The organism is Lysinibacillus halotolerans (assembly GCF_003711845.1).
GTDB lineage: Bacteria > Bacillota > Bacilli > Bacillales_A > Planococcaceae > Ureibacillus > Ureibacillus halotolerans.
Genome location: NZ_RHLQ01000033.1, coordinates 15,583 through 36,892 on the forward strand (window position 1 = coordinate 15,583; position 21,310 = coordinate 36,892).

Genomic DNA, 21,310 nt, shown 5'->3' on the forward strand with positions numbered 1-21,310 from the left:
GATGATTTTTTGAAGAAAGTAATTGGATTTGGTTTTTTATTAGTAATGATACTAGTAATCTTTATTCAATCTGAAATGAAATCGAGTGTAAAAGAACTAGGGATAGAAGAGGTTTTGAATGATTCGTTATTTGATGAAGCGGCAACTAAGTTTGGCTTACATGCGATGGGGGGAGCCATTGAAGAACGGACTTTAACAGTAAGAATAGATACTATTCAACATAAAGAAGACACTTATAATTTCTTTAAAGAGCAACTAGATTCCAGTGGTATGGCAGGTTACAAAATTGAAGTATTTGTTGATCAGTTAGATTCATAGATTAAAACTGTTAACATCAAATTTAAAAATAAAAATCCTGAATAGTATCGTCACTACTCAGGATTTACATAATGAAGGGCTCTTTTTACAACATATTCAATCGGTTCTTCGGTACATAGTTCAATCGAAATAGAGGGGAAGGATTGGTAAATTAATTGCTTGAACCGCTTTAAAATCATTGGATGGTGTTTTAAAACGCCACCATTTAAATAGAATGGGAATGTTTCATTTTCATAATGGATTTTACATAAAGTCGCTTTTGCTAACAAATAGAGTTCATAGGCTGCATTTTGAGCAATTGTTATAGCATGCTCATCACCTAGGGAAACGGCCTTTGGCAAGATTGAGCTAATGCTAGCTGTTTGAGCATTTGTATAATGAGGGTGGTAGAGCCATGCCATCAGCTCTTCCATCGTTGTAATTTGTAGTTTTTCAAAAACAAGATGTTGCAAGATGGTTGGTCCAGCAAGTAGGCCGTCCTCTATACGAAAAAGGGTATTTAATATTTTTTGGCCAATCCAGTAACCACTGCCTTCATCACTTGCGCGGTGTCCCCATCCGCCTGTGCGAACAATCTTCCCATTTCCATTAGTAGCAAAGGCAATAGAGCCAGTTCCCGAAATAAGCAATGCCCCAGGGTGATTCCCTACTAAACCCAGTAATGCGGCGTGGACATCATTTTCTACAATCATGTTCGCCACATTAAACGAGGACTTTTCTATGCTATGCTGTATAATCCTATTAATTATCTTAAAATCTAATTCAGTATCCATTCCAGCAATGGCAAAGGCAGCCAAATGAATTTGTTTTAAATTTGTAGAATGGTAGGCTTTAGAAAGTAGCTCGCTCAATACTTGTATGGCACCATTTTCTCCTATCGTTTGGTAGTTGGAACCGGTTGTGGTTTGTTCAAAAAAATTTTCCCCTTTTTCAGATCGTATCGTTAAAGTTGTTTTCGTTGCACCACCATCGACAGCTAAAATGATTGATTCCTTCATTCTTTATTCCAACCTTCTAAAAACTTTTGTAGTTGCTCTTCACATTGTACTATTTGTTCATCCTTTTCTTTTACCCAATGTTCTAATAAAGGCGAAACTGCTTGAGCTTGAAAAAGGGAGTTTCGCATCGTTGCTGGCGCTGGACCGCCTTTTAATGTACGAACTTTAACGAAGAAATCGGGCTTTAATGCATTATAAAATTGTTCTTTTGATATTTTTAAAGGTTTTCCTGTTACTTCAATGGATTTTTCATTAGCTAATTCCCAAGTTAAACTTTGAAGAGAATCCTTTTTTGATTCTAATAAAGTTTTCACACAACTACTAACGATGCGATGGGATTGTCTGAACGAAATGTTTTCAGAACGAACAAGGGAATCGGCCAACTCCGTTACGTTGGCAAAGCTATTTTCGGCCCTTTTTAGAAGTTTTTCTTTATTTACATCCATCGTAACAACTAAACTACCAAATAGTTTATAGATACCACGAAGTTTTTCCACAGCTCGCCATAGATAAGGTTGCATATCATCCTCGGTATCCACAATATCTCCAAAAGGTGTATTATGAATCATTTGTAAAACAGTTGAAGCATCGCCTACAACCGATGATAGTAAAGAGCGTGTATGTTCGATAGATACTGGATTTCGTTTTTGCGGCATAATGGAACTTACTTGGACGTAGGGGCTTGCTAGGCTAAAAGCGTTAAATTCTTGGGTTGCCCATTGTAAGAAATCTTGTGATGTACGCCCAAGATTCAAGGCAGCAAGTTGCACAACGCTGGCTGCTTCTGCTATATAATCGGCCCCTGCAACAGCGTCCCATGCATTTTCAATTATTCCATCAAATCCAAGTAACTCTTTCATCCGTTCACGATTAATTTTAAATCCTGTTGTTGTAAGGGCTGCTGCTCCCATACTGCTTTGATTAATCGTTTGAAAGGCTGCTTGCATCCGTTTGAAATCGCGGGTCAGCTGATCAATGACAGCTTTTAAATAATGGGCAAAAGTTGTTGGCTGTGCTTGTTGTGTATGTGTGTAGCCTAACATAATAGTATCGATATGCTCCTCTGCAAAGACAATTAAAGAAGAGCGAAGAGCAAGCAATTCATTCATAAGAGTGAGTAATTTTTTTCGTAATGTCATGCGATAAATAGCAATCCCCATATCATTACGACTTCTACCTATATGCAAATTACCAGCCACATCACCGGCAAGTTCAATTAATTTATTTTCTATGCGGAAAAACAAATCTTCAAATTGTGGATTGTAATCTCGATGTTCAAAGTAATTCAAATCAAGCTTCGCGATAGCCTGCCCGATTTGTTTTGCCTCATTTTCTGTAATTAGTTGTTGTTCTTCAAGCATTTTTAAATGAGCAATATGTATGTGTACCATTGCTCTTAAAAAATGCTTTTTCGCTTCATCGTATGCTGGTTGAAGTACCATTTGACGATAACTATTAGAAGGAAATTGACTGCCCTCAATTTCTTTAATTCGGCTTTTATAATCTTGAAACATCATAGAATCGCCTCCGCAAAAATACCTTTCCATTCTTAATTTCATATTAAAAAGTTAACCTAAGGGTAGGTGCGATTTTTAATAAGAGGTAAGAAGAAAATGACTTATACTTATTAAATGTTAAGCTGTATTTTTTAATTGGGCTAGGACAGTTGGTAGTATCATTCCAATAAGTACTAATACAATACCGGAAATTTGTAGGATAGATAGTGTTTCATGTAATACAATAACGGATGCAATGACTGCTACAGGTAATTCCATTGCACTTAAAATTGATGAAAGTGCCCCACCTACTTTAGGCGCGGCAATGGAAAATAGGAAAATCGGTAAAATAATGCCGAAAATCCCTAACACAATCCCAAAAATCCATAATTCTGTGTTAAATAATTTTCCACTCCAAATTACTTCAGGTGCTGAAAAAATACAAATCATAAGGAAAGCTACAATGGACATAAAGAGAGTACGAGTGACAGTCGTAATGCCTTCTACTTTTCTAGAATTAATTTGAATAAATATCGCAAAACTTGTAGCTGCAATTAGTCCATATACCCATCCTTGCCAAGGGATTGTAGAAAGATCTGTATCCATAACGCCGGCTGCTAAAATAGTACCTGAAAATAAAAATAATAACGAACTAGTTTCAAAACGGTTTGGCCATCTTTTATGCAAAATACAGTCGATGAATAGGCCGATCCACGTGAACTGGAAGAATAATACGACTGCAAGGGATGCTGTTATGTATTCTAAAGCATGTCCATAAACAATTCCTGTTGTCGCTGTAAAAATACCAGCTAACAGAATTGTAATAAAACCTGAGAAGTTTAACTTTGGTAAACTTCGTTGCGTTACACTAAATAAGAGTAAAGCTAATAAAAATCCCATAAAATACTGGCTTGTTACTGCTTCGGGGGAAGTGAAACCATAACCCATTGCCACTTTAATAATGGTAGATAATATGCCATAACTACTAGATGCTATGACGATAGATAATGGATAAAATAGTTGTAATTTCATGCTGTTATAACCTACATTCTAATTTCAATTTAGTTCATTTCATCATATGATAAAACGATTCGAGCGTAATTGTCTAAAATTCCGATATGAAATTTCAAGAACCTCTCGAAAATAATAGTTTTGTATTATATTACCACTAATAGGGGATAGAGACCTCCCTTTTAAGGGATTTCCATAAAAATCCTGTAAATTCCAACTTTAGTCTATACTATGGAAAAATTATAACAAATTATTGAAGGAAGATATGACCTTTTCACTGTCTGAATAGTTTTAAAGTTTCGATGTGGGTACATTTTATGATAACCTTAATAAAGCAAATATTCGGAGGTCTAACAACTCATGGTTGAGTCAAATAAAGATTTCGTATTAGTATACGGAGATGCTTTTGTTGATTTTATAGCGGATGATATAACGAACAAATCGTTTACAACATATTTAGGTGGAGCAACAGTCAATGTTGCAGCGGGAATTAGTAGAATCGGAGCGCCGTCAGCTTTAATTACCATTACAGGTGATGATCATACATCCCAATTTGTTCAATCAGAACTTGATAAAGAAGGCGTCAATTTGGATTACGCAATCATATTACCGGAAAAGCGAGTAAGTGGCGTATACGTGCATTTAACAGCGGAATGTGAACGTATTTTCAAAGATTACGTTGACGAAACACCTGATTTACAAGTTACACCTGAGCAATTAAATGAAGAGGCTTTCAAAAGAGCTTCAGTATTTAATGTTTGTTCCGGTACAATGTTTCATCCAACAGCTCTTGCGACGACAAGAAAGGGCGTTGAAATGGCAAAAGAAAAAGGTGCCATCATTGCCATCGATGCAAACATCCGTCCGTTACGTTGGAGTAGTGAAGAAGTTTGTCGTGAAACGATTACATCATTTTTTGAGGATGCCCACATCCTTAAATTAACAGATGAAGAATTATTCTTTTTAACTGAAACGAATGATTTACATGAGGGTATTGCAAAGTTAAACCAATATTTAGTACCGATTGTATTAATTACAATAGGGGCAAACGGAGCATATGCCGTGTTAAATGGTGAAACGATTCACGTTCCAACAGATAAAGTAAATGCCGTAGATACAACTGGATCTGGAGATGCCTTTATGGCCGGTGTATTACGCTTTGTCCACTTTAATGGCTTGCCGACAACTGAAGAAGATTTATTTAAATGTGTGAAATTTGGCAATAAGTTAGGAGCGTTAGCTGCTACAAAGCCAGGTGCTTTAACGGCACTTCCTCATTTTGATGATATAAAAGAATGGTTATAATAAAAGGTCGTCTCATTTGTTGAGACGACCTTTTATTATATTTGGTTTCATATTTCCCCATGTAAATGAATATTTTAGAACGTACTATGATTCCTTTTTTTCAGCCTGTTTATTTAAGCTAATATAAAGGGAACCATTTTCAAGATATTGGGCAAAATAAACGTCTTTAATATCTTTTACGTTTTTCTTTTTTAATTTATTAAATAACCATTCCTCCGTTAAATTCAACTCACCTAAATTTTTCTGATTAATTTTCCCATCTGAAATAAGTTCTGTAGGCATATGTTCGGGTAGTGAAACATCTGCTTTTACATCTTGTTTTGTCGCTGCACTATTGGCAGGTTTTTTCAATACACTAAGTTCTCCGTTTGTTTCAAATACAGCATAATGCACTTCATCAAAGGAGAAAATTCCTTGTTCTCTTAAAAGCATACTAAGTTCATCTATATGGAGTCGAGCTTTTTTCATGCCACTTTTAATAATCGTTCCATTTTGAATTAAAATAGTTGGTCGGTCATCTACTAATACGCGTATTTTAGAAGATTTTAATGAAATAAAACTAATAAAAAGGGTAAGGAGTGCCCACCATATTAAAGAAGTAAATCCGTCCCAAAAATCTGTTCGATGTTGGGTAGAAACTTCAGCTGCAATTGACCCAATAGTAATACCTGTAATGTAATGGAAGAAGGTTAATTGGCTTAATTGTTTTTTTCCAATAACCCGAGCAACGATAAGAATAGTAGCAAAGGCAAAAGTAGATCGTAAAATCATTTCAAAAAAATGAATATGTTCAAAAGCATGCATATAAATACTCCTTTCGTTCTTTTATTAAGATGAGCGAAAGATAATAACTATATGCAAACTTTTCTAAGGAGAACAAAAACAGCATCGCAATAGTTAGCAAATTTCTAACCATTGGGATGCTGTTTTAACTATTTACTTTTTGGAAATGCCATAAATGGAATGGATAAGGTGAGGATTACTTACGAATCCTTCTTTTATTTTCACTTCATGCATTCTATTTTCAAAGGAAAATTTAAAGATACCATTATCAAAATCTGTACCAATTTCTTTAAAGAAAATGCCTTCAATGGATGGAAACTTAGGGCATGTAAAAACGATTTTATAGTTCTCAAGATCTTGAATGACATAAGCACGCACGCCTTTTTCAAAGGTTCCAGAGGTTTCATCTTCGATAGGGCGCTTAACGGCTACGATATGGAAGTCAACGAAAGGTACTTCCTTTAGTAAAACATTTAAAAAGGATCCTTTTGTAATTTCTTCCCATCTACTTTGAGCACTTTGCCCAACAATGATTTGTGTTACATTATTTTCCCTTGCAACTTCAGCGATGATTTTTTGAATAGGACGTTTTTCGTTATCTTTAATAATAAATTTCTCTACTTCTAGTTCTTCCGCTAGTGCAGTCCATCTTTCAATATAACCAGATTTTTCAGCGTCAAACGCATCAAGGGGTTTTGTATCAACTGTCAATATATAGAGTGGACAATCAAGTAACGTCGCAAGTTTATGGCCTCTACGAATAAGACGCTCACCATTAAGTCCGTAATATACACATACTAAAATACTTTCATCCGTTCTTTTAACATGCTTCATCGTAGTTTGCTCCTCTTAAAATTTGTTCATTATCAAAATATAAAATTTGCTATTTTTTAGCGAAAAACTGTATAAAAAAGCTAAAGTGAATGCGAATTAAGTGCATTTATGCCATTCTTACTGTATACTTTTAATAGTAATGTTTATTATCGTTTTATCAAATAATTATTAAAACTAACATTTTTGCAAAATAGTATAAATTGGAAATTATCGCTTTATCTTTATGACACATTATTATGAAGTGAGTATTTTTGGAAGTCAAGTAGATATACTAATTCTAATTTTTTAAATTGCATTATGTTACAAAGAAGTAGGAGGTATTAGCTTGTGACAATTGATATTGCCATCATACTAACTCCGTTTATTATGGCAGCACTTATTCCCATTTTTTATAGGCGACTGAGGAAAAACGTGATTGGTTGGGTCGTCCTTATAATTCCTGTTAGTTTATTCCTTTTATTAACTACGTATATCCCTCGTGTTGCAAAAGGTGAAGTTTTTTCACATACATATGAGTGGATCCCCTCGTTTCATCTAAATTTTACGACTTACATAGACGGTTTAAGCTTAATCTTTAGTTTATTAATAACCGGTGTCGGAAGTTTAGTCATTTTGTATTCCATTTTTTATTTATCAGTGAAGGAATCCCTTCATCATTTTTATTGCTATTTATTACTATTTATGGGAGCAATGTTAGGTGTTGTATTCTCAGATAATTTAATGGTTTTATATGCATTTTGGGAGTTAACAAGTGTTTCATCCTTTTTATTAATTGCCTTCTGGCATCATCGGAAAGCTTCTAGAGCTGGTGCGCGCAAATCGATGACGATTACTGTTTCTGGCGGCGTTGCCATGTTGGTTGGTTTTTTAATGTTGTATGCTATGTCGGGAACATTTAGTATTCGGGAAATTATAAATAGTATAGATGCTATAAGTGGGCATGTATTGTTTATTCCTGCGCTATTATTAGTTCTTTTAGGTGCCTTTACAAAATCCGCCCAATTCCCATTCCATATTTGGCTCCCTGATGCGATGGAAGCGCCAACCCCTGTAAGTAGCTACCTACACTCCGCTACGATGGTTAAAGCGGGAATTTATTTAGTAGCACGTTTTACACCGATATTTGGTGGGGAAATGATTTGGTTTTGGACTATAACCGGTGTAGGGTTATTCACCTTATTTTGGGGGTCCTTTAATGCTGTTCGACAAGTAGATTTAAAAGCTATATTAGCCTATTCAACGGTAAGTCAGCTTGGCCTTATTATGAGTTTGCTCGGGTTAGGTTCTGTTGCGGTCTATTTAGGCTACTCTACAGAAACGGTTATCTATACTCAAGCAACGTTTGCTGCACTTTTTCACTTGATCAATCATTCAACTTTTAAAGGTGCTTTGTTTATGATGGTTGGAATCGTTGACCATGAAATCGGTACAAGGGATATACGACGTTTAGGTGGGTTAATGACCATTTTACCTTTTACGTTCACTATTGCTATAATCGGTTGTTTTTCTATGGCAGGATTGCCACCGTTTAATGGTTTCTTAAGTAAAGAGATGTTCTTTGCAGCCGTTCTGAACATTACAGAATTAAATATTTTCTCGATCCAAAATATTGGTCTATTAATCCCGATTATAGCATGGTTTGCTAGTGTTTTTACCTTTGTTTACTGCCTCATTATCGTAAGCAAAACGTTCTTAGGGAAAATGAAGCCAGATATCGTAGAGAAAAATCCACATGAAGCACCCTTTGGAATGTTACTGCCTCCGTTTATTTTAATTGGTCTAGTCATTGCGATTTTCTTCTTCCCAAATCTTTTAGGGGAATATATTTTACAGCCTGCAATGTTAAGTGTCTATCCAACATTTCCATCTGCTGAAGAGATGACACCCCATATTTCTGCATGGCATGGATTTAACACAGAATTGTTAATGACTTTCGGAGTAGTAGTTTTAGGTATAATTTTGTACCGTTTTTTAAAATACTGGTCTAAAATTTACCGACTATTCCCGAAACAATGGACACTTAATGCGATTTACGAAAAAGTCATTACATCGAGTGAAAATGTATCAGAAAGTCTTACAAAACGATATATGAGTGGTCATTTAACGCATTACTTTGTCTATATATATGTGAGCTTTGTCGTAATTGTTGCGGGCACATTCATTGCCCTTGATACCTTTGAATGGAATCCTACTAACGATGCTGTCATCGAAAATTATGAATTAATTTTAGTGTTCGTCATGATTTTTGCGGCAGTAGCTATTTTGTTTGCGAAGTCTCGCATTACGACGGTTTTATTAAACGGTGTTCTTGGATACTCCGTAGCCTTTTTCTTTGTTATTTTTAGAGCTCCGGATTTAGCGCTTACTCAACTTGTTGTTGAATCGGTCACAACAGCACTATATTTAATTTGTTTTAAATTCCTTGCAGAGTTAAAACCTGAGCAATCTACAAAACGGGTGAAAATATCTAATGGATTAATTTCTGTTTTTGTAGGAGCTACGGTTACGTTAATCGGATTAACAGTAGTAAATTATGATAAGTTCAAATCGATTTCCTCCTATTTCGAGGATTCATATAACCTTGCTGGGGGTAAAAATATAGTTAATACGATATTAGGGGATTTCCGTGCCTTCGATACGATGCTGGAAGTAGTCGTTCTCTTTATAGCTGGCTTAGGTGTTTTCGCACTCATTAAGCTAAAGGCGAAGAAAGGGGATGTAGATATTGAAAATTAATGATGTCATTTTAAGAACGGTTGTAAAGGGCGTTATTTTCATTATTTTGACCCTTGGTGTTTATTTGTTCTTTTCTGGTCATAATGCACCAGGGGGCGGATTTATTGGCGGACTTGTCCTAGGATCAGGTCTTGTCTTGCTATATATTACGTATGATTTGGAAACCGTGCATAAAAAAATGCCCTTCGATTTTAAGAAAGTTGCTGGTTTAGGAGTATTATTAGCAACTGGATCAGCAATTGGTTCAATCTTTTTTGATGCACCTTTTTTATCGCAAACGGATGCGTATTTTACATTTCCTATATTGGGAGAAAAACATTTAACGACTGTAACAATTTTTGAAGCAGGTGTTGCCTTAACCGTTATTGGTACGCTTGTTACGATTATTTTAAGTATTAGTGAGGATGAGTAGAATGGAATCTTTAATGATGATTTTAATTGGTATTCTCGTCGCCGTTGCGACCTATTTAGTCCTCTCTCGAAATATGATTCGAATCATTTTAGGGACTGCCTTGTTATCCCATGCTGTTCATTTGCTTATTTTAACAGTAGGTGGTTTAAAAAAGGGAGATGTCCCATTACTTAGTCAATCCGAGGGACCTTTTACCGATGCCTTGCCACAAGCTTTAATATTAACAGCTATTGTGATAAGTTTTGCAACAACCGCATTTCTCCTTGTTTTGGCTTATCGGACTTATAAAACGAATGGTTCGGACGATTTGCAAGAATTGAGAGGAATGCCTGATGAATAATTTACTTGTATTACCGCTAATAATTCCAATCATTACTGCGGTGGTTCTCGTGTTTTTAAAGGACCATATTATTCTCCAGCGAATTATTAGTTTCATTACGATGTTGTTTGTTACTGTATTGTCATTCATTTTATTAAATATTGTTCAGACAGAAGGGATATTACGATTAGACTTCAGTGGATGGTTACCACCATTCGGCATTCTTTTTGTTGCTGATTCCTTTGCAATGATCCTCGTTTTAACCGCAAGTGTTGTAACGACGATTTGTCTCCTTTATGCGTTTTCAACAATTGGAGATCGCCACGAAAAAATGTTCTTTTATCCCTTTGTTTTATTTTTAATTGCAGGGGTAAATGGCTCCTTTTTAACAGGTGATATTTTTAACTTATTTGTGTGCTTTGAAGTAATGTTGCTTGCCTCGTATGTATTGATAGCCCTTGGTGGAGAAAAGAGACAACTAAGGGAGTCTTTAAAATATGTATTAATCAATGTTGTAGCATCATGGATGTTTCTTGTTGCCCTTGCCTTTTTATATGGAACAGTAAAGACGTTAAATATGGCCCATATTGCACAGCGTGTTGCTGAGGCAGGACAGGACCCATTACTTACGACAGTATCAATTCTCTTTTTAATTGTTTTTAGTTTAAAAGCAGGATTACTTTTGTTCTTTTGGTTACCAGGTTCCTACAGTGTGCCACCGACTGTAGTTCAAGCTTTATTTGCAGCTCTCCTAACGAAGGTTGGTATATATGCTCTTATTCGTACGTTTACTCTTATGTTCCCACTAAATCAGGATGTAACCCATGTCATTATTGGGATTATGGCGGGTGTGACTATAATAGCAGGCTGTATGGGGGCATTGTCGGGTCGTGATATATATACGATTGCAACATATAACGTCATTATCGGTGTCGGTTTTATTTTAATAGGTTTAGCTGTAGGAACTGAATCGGCGATAGCTGGGGCCATCTATTATTTAATTCACGACATGTTAGCGAAAGCTTTATTATTCTTATTGGTCGGAATGATGTTTTATTTAACAGGAGAGTCTGTTGTAAAGAAAATGAACGGACTTATTAAAAACTACCCTATTTTCGGTTGGATTTTCTTTTTAGTTATGCTTGCATTAGCAGGTATTCCTCCATTAAGTGGATTCGTCGGAAAAGTGTTAATCGGACAAGGGGCAATTGAAGCTGGATCGTACATCTTACTAGCCCTTGGTTTTGCCTCGAGTATTATCGTTTTATACTCATTACTACGAATATTCCTAGCATCCTTCTTTGGTGAAACTACTATTAGTTTTGAAGATAGAAAGCCAATTCCTAAAGGCGCCTATTGGTCTTTCATTTTGTTTGCTATATCCATTGTCTATGTTGGTATGGGGGCCGAATCATTGGCGGTCTATGTGAAGGATGCAGCAGAAACATTAATGAATCCTTCTATTTATATTGATGCGATTTTAAAGGGGTGAGGTAAATGTTTGGACAGTTTTTACTAAATTTATTCATTGCACTATTATGGCTTTTATTAGTCGATGAACCAACCCCTCAATTAACGACCTTCTTTACTGGATTTATTGTTGGGATCGGTATTTTGTATGTGATGCATAGATTCTTTGGTACTCAATTTTACTTAAGAAAATTGTTTAAAGTACTTTATTTAATATTGCTCTTTATTAAAGAATTAATCATATCCAGCTTTTCAGTGATGAGACAAATATTATTTCCAAAATTACAAATTAAGCCGGGTATTTTTACGTATAAAACGAATTTAAAGGGAGAATGGGAAGTAACAACGTTAGCCCTTCTTCTAACCCTTACACCTGGATCAGTCGTGATGGAAGTTTCGGAAAGTGGAGATGTGTTCTATATTCATGCGATGGATATAGAAGAGTCAAAGGAATCGGTTATTCGATCAATTGGTAAGTTTGAAAAAGCAATTATGGAGGTGACTCGATAGATGAAAGAAACAATACTTTTACTAGCGTTATTACTTTTTATGGTGGCCATTGCATTATTACTTTATCGTGTAATTGTAGGACCTACAATGCCAGACCGGGCGATCGCTTTAGATACAATTGGAGTGAATTTAATTTCATCCATTGCGGTTGTTTCGATTATTTTAAGTACGACGGCATTTTTAGAGGCGATTTTAATTTTAGGTATTTTAGCGTTTATCGGGACGATTGCCTTTTCGAAATATATCGAAAGGGGTGTCATCGTTGAGCGGAAAGGAGATTCTTGAGTGGGTTGCGGTTTTACTCATATTATTTGGTGCTGTTGTAAGTGTCATTAGCGCTTTAGGGTTAATTAAATTACCGGATGTTTATACAAGGTCCCATGCAGCATCGAAAAGTTCTACATTTGCTGTTCTAGCTTGTTTATTAGGGGCATTTATTTACTTTTGGACAGTTGATGGCTATGTAAGTGTCCGGTTGATATTAGGAATTATTTTCGTTTTTATTACATCCCCTGTTGCGGGCCATTTAATTTGTCGCGCGGCTTATCGTGCGAATGTACCTTTAGCGGAAGGATCGGGAGAAGATGAATTAAAGCCCCTTTTATTCGGTGGAGAGGGTTTAACTGTTTCCCCAGATGAATTAAATAAAGAGAATGAAAAATAAGTTATCCACATAGGGAACCATTCACTTTTATATAAAAAGTGAATGGTTTTTTCATTTTGTGTATAACTTTTTTCAATTTTCGGTGGAACTAAAAAATAGTGATGTGGACAAATAGAGTAACTGAGGATAAAGCTGTGGAGAACCTGTAATAAGTGGATGGCTCGGCTAATAATTGTGGATAAAAAATATTTAGGTGAAAAAGGAGTGTTCATTTTTAATGGAATTTAAATGGATTTATTGACAAAAACATCCATTATAGATTATAGTACATCGCAACAGTAATGTACTATTGTTATAAACATATGAACGCTACTCAGAAGGAGGAGCAAACTTGAATTTAAAACAAGAAAGTAATACACCGATTTATATCCAAATTGCAGAATGGATTGAAAATGAAATAATAGCTGATCAGTTATTGGAGAATGGAAAAGTATTTTCACAATATCAGCTTGCTGAAATGTTCAATATTAACCCTGCAACGGCGGGGAAGGGGTTAGCAATACTTCTTGAAAATGGAATTTTATACAAGAAAAGAGGTCTTGGAATGTTCGTTCAAGAGGGTTCAAAGGAATTAATTCTATCTAAGAGACATAATGAAAAGCTTTCGAATCTAGCAAAAGAGATAGTGGAAGAAGCGAAACGGTTGTTTGTATCAGATAGTGAATTAATTGAATTAATTAAAAAAATCCAAAGGGAAGGGTGATCGGAGTGCCTGAAATTATTTGCCATCAAGTCGAAAAAAGATATCGGAATAAAAGGGTTCTCCATTCACTTACTTGTTCTATCAATAAAGGAAAATTGAGTGGCTTAATCGGACGAAATGGTGCAGGAAAATCGACATTACTGAAACTATTAGCGGGACATCTTAAACCAACTAATGGGGAGATTACAGTGTTTGGGGAGTGCCCTTTTAATAACTTAAAAACCGCCTCCAATATTATGTTTGTTGAAGAAGGGATGACCTTTCCTCCACTATTTACAGTGTTAGATATTTTCAAAATGGCAAAAGATTTTTATCCGAATTGGCAACACGAACTTGCCAAACGATTGTTGGATTATGCGAATATCCCAACAAATGCTTTTCATCATAATTTATCAAAAGGCCAAAAATCAACGTTCAATTTGATTTATGGTCTTGCTTCGAGATGTACTATTTCATTACTAGATGAACCAATGAACGGGATGGATGAGTCTATTCGTACAGATATGTACCGGGCCATATTGAAGGAGTATATTGCATACCCGAGAACAATAATTATCTCAAGTCATCATTTAAATGAAATGGAACATTTACTTGAGGAAATTATATTGATCGATAATGGGCAAATTAAGTTACATGCTTCATTAGATGATGTACAGCAAATGTTGGTTCGTTTAAGGGGAGATATAAATTTAATTAGAAAACTCACGAGTGATATGGAAGTATTTTTCGAAAAAGAAGATTTATTTCACTATGAAGTGGTTGTTGAGCGTAACAAAATTGATGAGAAGTTATTACAAACGATGAACATACTAGTTCAACCAGTAACGGCTTCTGAGGTATGCAAATTTATGACAAGCAAAGGGAAAGGGGGAATAGATGATGTCTTTAAATGAAATTTCATTTTCTCAAATCGTCTTAAATCAGGTTAAATGGAAAATGAAAGCGTATAGTCAGTCTATTATTATATTAATTCTTATTCAAATTACTGTGTCAATTCTCTTCTCAGGCGGAAATATTACAATGGGGGGAGGATTTAATGAAGTTAATATAAACATTCATTACTATACGCTAGATAGTTACATAATTCTCTCCTGTATTTGGGCTTTAGTAATCGCCATATTAATGCAAACAAATGGATATCGCCATGATGATTATGCTGTAATAACAACTCGATATACCGCTAGTCTGGCAAATGTCATAGTACTTTTTGTGTATAGTTTCATCGCAACAATTATTTCTTTCATGACTCTTTATATTCTAATAGCATTAATTCAGGTAGTAGGTAATATTGCTGTAATGAAGGAATATACACTTTTTGAATTTGTCCATTTCGGACTGGCGTTTTTTATTATATTACTTGCAGCTTCAATTGGTTACTTAATAGGTTCCATATTCAAACTATCAAAAGGGTTAGGTATTTTAATGGTTGTACTTGCTGTAATATTTACTGCGATATTAAATGTACAACCAGAAGCTTTATTAGTGAATTTCTTTTTTAACACAGGCTATTTATCGTTTATGTTAAAGGCTTTGTTTACTTGTATCCTATTATTTGTATCATCTATATTCATTCTCAGCAGAAAAGAGGTAAATAGAAGATGACAGCATTAGTAGCCCTATTACCCGTTCTCCTAATCATCTCCCTTAGTATTATTTTTGTTGTTGTTTCAAAGGGAGTGAAATTTACGAAAAATTTTTGGACAGTTAAAAAAATATTTATAGGAATTAGTTGTTACATAGTTTTAGGACTACTTGCCTTGTTGTACTTATCGATTTCGGATAACGAACAAAAGAGATTACTATCAAAGACTGAGACGGAACGATTGGTACAAGAGGAAAATAAGTTTTGGGAAATCATCGCTCAAAATTCAGCGAAGGAGTTAAAAGAAGAGTTTTTAATTGATGAGAAAACCTACGAGTTACCAACAAGTGAACTAATTCTTGAAACATCGTCAGGACAGTATAACGGGGTGGAAGTTTTAGTGAAATATAGAGATGATCCAAACTCTAATAAAATTTATGCAAAAACTTACCAAATTCCATCTGTTTATGAGAGCATTGATGTAACAAACATGATGGATGAGCAAAAAATGGAGTTATTAAATAATAAACTCGTTATTTATGATAGAGCCGAACGACAGTTTTCTTTTTATAAATTTAATCCCTCTATCCAACTAGTAGAACAGTATTTTAGTAAAGGGTTAATAGGTGATTTTAATGACAGTTCTATAATTGGTTTAACGATTCTCTACTTGAATGTTCCAAACCATGTTACTATTATTGATAAGGTGAATTAGTTATTCACATCAACTTATTAACGAATCGAGCGAAATGTTTTGAAAAGAATTGTAAAATTATTTTTATTTATTATCGTAATCTATTTATTTTTATATATAAATAACCATTGGATTGTGACAACGGAACATGTATATGAGTCGGAAGAAGTTCCTGAAAACTTTGATGGTTTTCGAATTACCCAAGTATCAGATTTACACGATGCCGTCTTTGGCGATAATCAGCAAAATTTAGTGAAGAAAGTACAAAAGTCAAATCCAGATGTCATTTTTATTACGGGTGATGTCATTGATAGCAACCGTTATGATTTAGAGCAAAGTTTAGATGCTGTCCGTCAGTTTGTTCAAATTGCTGAAGTTTATTATGTCATTGGAAATCATGAAGTAGCTACGAATAAAGTAGATGAAATTTATAATGTTATGGAGGAAATGGGCGTTCATGTTATGGCCAATTCTTCTGTAACCCTTAAAAGGGAAGAACAGAGTATTTCTGTTGCCGGAATTGAAGATCCGTTAAATGGACATGATACGCAAAGTATGTTAAACGAAGCGTTGTCGACGGTAAATCCAGAGAATTTAATGATTTTATTAGCCCATCGCCCTGAACAATTTACTACATATGTCGAGAATCATATAGATCTTGTCTTTTCAGGTCATGCTCATGGAGGTCAAGTACGAATACCGGGAATTGGTGGACTAGCTGCACCTGGCCAAGGGTTTTTCCCGAAATATACAGCGGGAACCTATGAAGGCGGCGAAACAGTTATGAATGTTAGTCGTGGATTAGGAAATAGTGGGTTTCCATTCCGTATTTTCAATTTACCTGAAATTGTAGTAGTTGAACTTAAATCGATATAGGAAAGAATATAGATTGGCGAGCTGTCACAGCTCGCCATTTGCTTTATATATTTTGTTTCATTTCTTTCAATAATTCTTGGGCTGAAAGGACTTTTTCTCCGCCACCTTGAACAAAGCCGTCATTTCCGCCACCTTTCCCATTGATTAACGGTAAAATGGCAGTGGAAATTTCCTTCATACTCTTTTTTACATCAGCTCCGCGGGCTGCAATAAATTGGAGTTTATCTTCGTTGTTTGCAACGAAAAGGCAAATTAATTCACTATGTTGACTTACTACAGCGCGGCCAAGCTTTTGTAATGTTTGAACAGTACGGTTTTCGAAGGTGCAAGCAACAATGTTATTTACACTGTTTGCCACGAGCTCTTTTGCTTCATATTCCAGTAAATGATTTTGAGCCTCTTCTAAAGCTTTTTCGGTCGCTTTTACATCGTTTAATACTTTCTTTAGTGCTGTCGCTGCCGTCTCTTCCGGTACACTTAATTGTCTTGCCACATCCGATAAAACACTTTTTCGCATAGCGAGTTGTTTTAGCACGCGATTCCCACAAACAAAGGATACCCGAATATTCTTTTTCATTTTTTCGGTCCCCATAATTTTAATGGTGCTTACTTGCCCCGTAGACGTAGGGTGAGTGCCACCACATCCGTTATAATCATAGTCTGGGATAATGACTAGGCGTATATCTTCATCGACGGAAACGTCTTTACGTAATGGGAAATTAGGAAGTTCTTCTTTCGTAATCCATTTAGTTTCGATTGGACGGTTTTCTAAAATGATTTCATTTGCTCGTTTTTCCACAAGGGCAAGCTGTTCGTCAGTTAATTGTTCAGTTGCTAGATCGATTGTTACAAGCTCACTTCCTAAATGGAAACTAACTGTTGGGATATTCAACAATTCTACAAAGGCGGCGGTTAAAATATGTTGACCACAATGTTGCTGCATATGATCATATCTTCTATCCCAGTCTAATATGCCTGTGACCTCATCATTAAGACAATCGAAATTGCCTTCAATATAATGAAAGATTTCATCACCTATTTTTTCTACATCAACTACTCGAAGGTCATCAATATAACCTGTATCATGGGGCTGCCCTCCACCTGTTGGATAAAACGCCGTATTAGAAAGGACAATAAACGGTCTTTCTCCATCGATTCCTGTCCGTACAACATTAGCTTTAAACTGTTTCATCATGGAATCTTGATAATAGAATAATTCTCTCATGATCATTTGCTCCTTTTTTATTTCCAGTTAAAACTATTTTTACATATATATTAGAAAGTGTCACTTAATGGCGAATTTTATCTTTTTTATTACTATTTTTACATTTTCAATGTTTTCATTGTGAGTATAGTATTGTAAACTAATAGAGCATAAAATAGTAAATTTATACGAATTTAGTTGAAAATCAAATATTAAACAAGGTACAAAAGTAGGGGTGTTTATAATGAAGAGAGTTATCTTTTTAGTAACTTTTATTATTTGTATAGTAGTTCTATCTGCTTGTTCAAATGATGAAGAAACTACTGAAAACGACCAGTTAAAGGTTGGAATTATGTTATCTGATGCAGGGTTAGGTGATCAATCCTTTTCAGATATGGGCTTTATGGGACTTGAAAAAGCTCGAGATGAACTTGGCATTTCATTTGATTATCGTGAGTTAAAAGATACGGAAACGTATGAGAAAGGGCTAGAACAATTAGTTGAAGAAGGAAATGATCTTATTATTGGACTAGGCTTTTCCATTCAAGAAGACATGGAAAAGGTTGCAAAGAAATATCCAGATAGTTCTTTCTTAATCATCGACGCCCAATCAGAGTTACCAAATGTGAATTCAATTACTTTTAAGGAAGAGGAAGGTTCATTTTTAATTGGTGTAGTAGCAGGTATGAAAACAAAAAGTGATACGGTTGGATTTGTAGGTGGTGAAGAGGCTGAACTTATTCGTAAGTTTGAAAAAGGATTTGTTGAAGGCGTAAAAGCTGTCAATCCCGATGCAAAAATCCTCTCAAAATATTCCGGTACCTTTGGTGATGATAAATTAGGAGAAAGTATAGCGAGAGAGATGATTGCTGCTGGAGCAGATTACATTTATCCAGCTGCAGGATTTACGGGAGTAGGGGTCATATTAGAAGCCCAACGCCAAGGAGTTTATTCCTTCGGTGTCGATAGTGACCAGTTTTATCTAGCTGAAAAATCCGTTGTTTCTTCCATGGTTAAACAAGTAGATGTAGCTATTTATGATACGGTTAAAGAGTTAGTAGAAACAGGCAAAATTGCAGAAAAAAATAAACAACTAGGGCTAAAGGAAAATGGAGTAGCTATTGCACCGATTCGCGCCATTGAACTTATCCCTTCGGAGCAAACGAAAATTGATCAATTTATTGAAGACATTTCAAACGGTACGATTACCGTTTTAGAGTAGGAGCGATAAAAAGATGAAGTTGAAACCAAAAATATTACTATTAGCTATTGTTCCTTTAGTGTTTTCTACATGTATTATTGGGTTTAATATTAGTCAGTTAATTATGTTGAAGTCTTCTACTGAAGAAGTTGTTGAGTCGCTTATTACAGTTGAAGAGTTAAATAGTTCTGCTAAAGGTCTTCAAAAATCTTTAAGTGGATATGCTCTAAATGTATCTGAAAGTAACAAAAATGATATTAATCAAGACTTGGAATCGATTCAAACGATATTTAATGAATTAGTACCTACATTAAATGAAGAACAACAAGTATATGCTGAAAAAATTAAAAAGAAATATGAGGAAGTTTTAGATGAATCGACAAAAGCGGTCAATGAAGACAACCTAGCAGAAATTAAAAGACAATCGATTCGAACAAAAGGTTTAATTAATGATGTTATTGAATTGAAACGAAATATTTCTACCCAATATGCAAATATGCAAGCGGATTTGCAACAAAATATTAACCAAATTATTTGGATTTCCGTTATTCTATTGACTTTACTATTAATTGAAACAATTGTTGGTTCATACATAGCGGTTAATCGACTAGTGAAACGTATTTACAAAGTTATTCATAATGCAGAAGAAATTGCAAATGGTAATTTAGGGATTGAAATAGAAGACAATAAAAATAAAGATGAGATTGATTTTTTACAAACGGCATTTAAGAAAATGACAAACAACTTGAGAGAATTCTTAACCCATGTGCAAGATAGTTCTAGTCAAGTTGCAGCTTCTGCAGAAGAATTGATGGCCAGCGCAGACGAAACAATGAAAGGTGCCGAATTAATTTCTACATCGATTCAAGAAGTATCTAGCGGGGCAGAAAAGCAATCAATGATGTCCATTGAATCTACTCAATCGGCGGAAGACAGCTTAGTGGCAGTGAAAGAAATTTCGCAAAAAGCAACTTTAGCACAGGAATTATCTATTTCAACAGGTGAAAGAACAAAACAAGGATCGAATTACGTAAAAGAGACTGTTTTACAAATGGAAAGAATTAATCAATCTGTTGAAGAGACGGATGGTGCTTTAGTTACGTTAAACAATCAAACAAAAGAAATTGTACAAGTATTATCTAAAATTACAGAAGTAGCTGACCAAACAAACTTACTATCTTTAAATGCATCGATTGAAGCAGCTAGAGCCGGGGAAGCAGGAAAAGGTTTTGCGGTTGTAGCAGATGAAGTGAAAAAGTTGGCAGAACAAACAAGAAGTTTAGTATCTAGTATTACAGAAATTGCAAAACAAATTGATGTTGATACAGAGAAAACCGTAAGCTCTATTAATGATGTGAAAGAAAGAGTAAATACAGGGTTAAAAATTGCTTCAGATACGCAAACTACCTTTGATGAAATTTTAGCAGCAGTACAAGACGTTCAAACGCAAGTAAATCATATTACAGTCGTCACAAATGAAATCGAACAGGATGTTTCTAAAGTGTCGGATCATTCGAAAGCAATGTCAGAAGTATCGAAAGCAACTTCAGATAATTCTTCTTCAGTAGCGGCAACGTCCGAAGAACAATTGGCATCGATGGAAGAAATTACTGGAGCTGCCGTTTCTCTAGCCCATCTTGCAGAAGAGCTACAAAAGCAGTTATCTAAATTTACAATTTAACGAGAGTACGTGTATGATAAAATAAACTAGCCAAGGAAGCAGGTTACATAATGCTTTAGGAGCTTTAAATAGTAAGGGAGTAACGTTTATGGAAATTACACAATTCTCAATGGAAGAAATAAAGGATCCAACCAATATCATAGAAGGAAAACGTTTTGAATTTTTACTGGACGTCGAAGTAGATGAGGAAGATGAGCTTTATTCTGAAGCAGGTATTGAGGTTCGTGTTTTAATTGGACAAAAGCCAGAGGGCGAAACGTATTTACTAAATTATTTTATCAAGGATAAAGGGGAAAACGACTATTTAGATTTTGCATTAGAAGATGATGAAGAAGCATTCATCTTGGATTTCTGTAAGGAACAATTGCTAAAGGAAGATGTCGAATAAGCAGAAGAGGCTGGGACATAACTAGCTTCAAATAGTGGGAAAGGTGAATTTGAGGAAACTCAAATTCACCTTTCTCTATTTTTGTATGTAAATTCTTTTTTTCTTTAGTTAATGGCCATGAATTT

General features: G+C 35.1%; 23 protein-coding genes. 17 read left to right on the forward strand and 6 right to left on the reverse strand.

All coding sequences use genetic code 11. From position 1 onward, the window contains the following. The first annotated feature begins 9 nt into the window (after window positions 1-9). The gene (locus EC501_RS12785) at window positions 10-318 is read left to right on the forward strand and encodes a YolC/YozM family protein (protein WP_122972691.1); all 309 of its coding nucleotides are present in this window, start codon (window positions 10-12) and stop codon (window positions 316-318) included. A gap of 53 nt (window positions 319-371) precedes the next feature. On the opposite strand, the gene EC501_RS12790 is transcribed toward EC501_RS12785, so the two are convergent. From EC501_RS12790 to EC501_RS12800, 3 genes are all read right to left on the reverse strand, one after another. Further along, the gene (locus EC501_RS12790; protein WP_122972692.1) at window positions 372-1,316 is read right to left on the reverse strand and encodes an N-acetylglucosamine kinase; all 945 of its coding nucleotides are present in this window, start codon (window positions 1,314-1,316) and stop codon (window positions 372-374) included. Beyond that, window positions 1,313-2,833, reverse strand: coding sequence for an argininosuccinate lyase (argH, locus tag EC501_RS12795; RefSeq protein ID WP_122972693.1), 1,521 nt, complete (start codon window positions 2,831-2,833; stop codon window positions 1,313-1,315). Before argH ends, EC501_RS12790 begins: the two co-directional genes overlap by 4 nt. Window positions 2,834-2,950: 117 nt before the next feature. Beyond that, window positions 2,951-3,844, reverse strand: coding sequence for an EamA family transporter (locus tag EC501_RS12800; RefSeq protein WP_122972694.1), 894 nt, complete (start codon window positions 3,842-3,844; stop codon window positions 2,951-2,953). Window positions 3,845-4,183: 339 nt separating this feature from the next. Here EC501_RS12800 and EC501_RS12805 point away from each other — a divergent pair, with 339 nt between their 5' ends. After that, window positions 4,184-5,128, forward strand: a complete 945-nt coding sequence (locus EC501_RS12805; RefSeq protein WP_122972695.1) for a carbohydrate kinase family protein — start codon at window positions 4,184-4,186, stop codon at window positions 5,126-5,128. Between the two features lie 84 nt (window positions 5,129-5,212). Here the strand turns inward: EC501_RS12805 and EC501_RS12810 are convergent, their stop codons facing one another. Together EC501_RS12810 and EC501_RS12815 are read right to left on the reverse strand one after the other, a co-directional pair. Then, on the reverse strand, window positions 5,213-5,932 hold the full coding sequence (locus EC501_RS12810) for a YetF domain-containing protein (RefSeq protein WP_174232693.1): 720 nt from the start codon (window positions 5,930-5,932) through the stop codon (window positions 5,213-5,215). 132 nt (window positions 5,933-6,064) lie between these two features. Continuing rightward, on the reverse strand, window positions 6,065-6,745 hold the full coding sequence (locus tag EC501_RS12815; protein ID WP_122972696.1) for an adenine nucleotide alpha hydrolase family protein: 681 nt from the start codon (window positions 6,743-6,745) through the stop codon (window positions 6,065-6,067). 327 nt (window positions 6,746-7,072) lie between these two features. Between EC501_RS12815 and EC501_RS12820 the strand changes: the two genes are divergently transcribed. From EC501_RS12820 to EC501_RS12875, 12 genes are all read left to right on the forward strand, one after another. Continuing rightward, complete coding sequence (locus EC501_RS12820) at window positions 7,073-9,481, forward strand: Na+/H+ antiporter subunit A (protein ID WP_122972697.1); 2,409 nt, start codon at window positions 7,073-7,075, stop codon at window positions 9,479-9,481. Further along, window positions 9,471-9,893 (forward strand): Na(+)/H(+) antiporter subunit B, encoded by a 423-nt coding sequence (locus EC501_RS12825; protein WP_122972698.1) that lies wholly within the window; start codon window positions 9,471-9,473, stop codon window positions 9,891-9,893. Before EC501_RS12820 ends, EC501_RS12825 begins: the two co-directional genes overlap by 11 nt. Window position 9,894: 1 nt before the next feature. After that, entirely contained in the window at window positions 9,895-10,233 is a 339-nt protein-coding gene (locus EC501_RS12830; RefSeq protein WP_122972699.1) for a Na(+)/H(+) antiporter subunit C, read from the forward strand. Further along, window positions 10,226-11,704 carry a Na+/H+ antiporter subunit D gene (locus EC501_RS12835; RefSeq protein ID WP_122972700.1) on the forward strand — a complete coding sequence of 493 codons (1,479 nt, stop codon included), beginning with the start codon at window positions 10,226-10,228 and terminating at the stop codon, window positions 11,702-11,704. The genes EC501_RS12830 and EC501_RS12835 overlap by 8 nt, the downstream gene beginning before the upstream one ends. Window positions 11,705-11,709: 5 nt before the next feature. Beyond that, entirely contained in the window at window positions 11,710-12,192 is a 483-nt protein-coding gene (locus EC501_RS12840; protein WP_122972701.1) for a Na+/H+ antiporter subunit E, read from the forward strand. Next, window positions 12,193-12,477, forward strand: coding sequence for a Na(+)/H(+) antiporter subunit F1 (locus tag EC501_RS12845; RefSeq protein ID WP_122972702.1), 285 nt, complete (start codon window positions 12,193-12,195; stop codon window positions 12,475-12,477). Further along, a complete protein-coding gene (locus tag EC501_RS12850) occupies window positions 12,455-12,856 on the forward strand; it encodes a Na+/H+ antiporter subunit G (protein WP_122972703.1) in 402 nt (133 codons plus the stop codon). The genes EC501_RS12845 and EC501_RS12850 overlap by 23 nt, the downstream gene beginning before the upstream one ends. A 331-nt stretch (window positions 12,857-13,187) precedes the next feature. Further along, window positions 13,188-13,559 (forward strand): GntR family transcriptional regulator, encoded by a 372-nt coding sequence (locus tag EC501_RS12855; RefSeq protein ID WP_122972704.1) that lies wholly within the window; start codon window positions 13,188-13,190, stop codon window positions 13,557-13,559. Between the two features lie 5 nt (window positions 13,560-13,564). Further along, window positions 13,565-14,452, forward strand: coding sequence for an ATP-binding cassette domain-containing protein (locus EC501_RS12860; RefSeq protein ID WP_158599712.1), 888 nt, complete (start codon window positions 13,565-13,567; stop codon window positions 14,450-14,452). Then, window positions 14,436-15,161 (forward strand): hypothetical protein, encoded by a 726-nt coding sequence (locus tag EC501_RS12865; RefSeq protein WP_148037826.1) that lies wholly within the window; start codon window positions 14,436-14,438, stop codon window positions 15,159-15,161. The genes EC501_RS12860 and EC501_RS12865 overlap by 17 nt, the downstream gene beginning before the upstream one ends. Beyond that, complete coding sequence (locus tag EC501_RS12870; protein ID WP_122972707.1) at window positions 15,158-15,856, forward strand: hypothetical protein; 699 nt, start codon at window positions 15,158-15,160, stop codon at window positions 15,854-15,856. Before EC501_RS12865 ends, EC501_RS12870 begins: the two co-directional genes overlap by 4 nt. A 39-nt stretch (window positions 15,857-15,895) precedes the next feature. Then, on the forward strand, window positions 15,896-16,711 hold the full coding sequence (locus tag EC501_RS12875; protein WP_122972708.1) for a metallophosphoesterase: 816 nt from the start codon (window positions 15,896-15,898) through the stop codon (window positions 16,709-16,711). 43 nt (window positions 16,712-16,754) lie between these two features. Here the strand turns inward: EC501_RS12875 and EC501_RS12880 are convergent, their stop codons facing one another. Then, window positions 16,755-17,936 (reverse strand): alanyl-tRNA editing protein, encoded by a 1,182-nt coding sequence (locus tag EC501_RS12880; protein ID WP_122972709.1) that lies wholly within the window; start codon window positions 17,934-17,936, stop codon window positions 16,755-16,757. 223 nt (window positions 17,937-18,159) lie between these two features. Between EC501_RS12880 and EC501_RS12885 the strand changes: the two genes are divergently transcribed. From EC501_RS12885 to EC501_RS12895, 3 genes are all read left to right on the forward strand, one after another. Next, entirely contained in the window at window positions 18,160-19,137 is a 978-nt protein-coding gene (locus EC501_RS12885) for a BMP family lipoprotein (RefSeq protein WP_122972710.1), read from the forward strand. Window positions 19,138-19,150: 13 nt separating this feature from the next. Further along, window positions 19,151-20,797: a methyl-accepting chemotaxis protein gene (locus EC501_RS12890; RefSeq protein ID WP_122972711.1), complete on the forward strand. Its 1,647-nt coding sequence runs from the start codon at window positions 19,151-19,153 to the stop codon at window positions 20,795-20,797. 88 nt (window positions 20,798-20,885) lie between these two features. Beyond that, window positions 20,886-21,185, forward strand: a complete 300-nt coding sequence (locus tag EC501_RS12895; RefSeq protein WP_122972712.1) for a DUF6509 family protein — start codon at window positions 20,886-20,888, stop codon at window positions 21,183-21,185. Window positions 21,186-21,310: the final 125 nt, after the last annotated feature.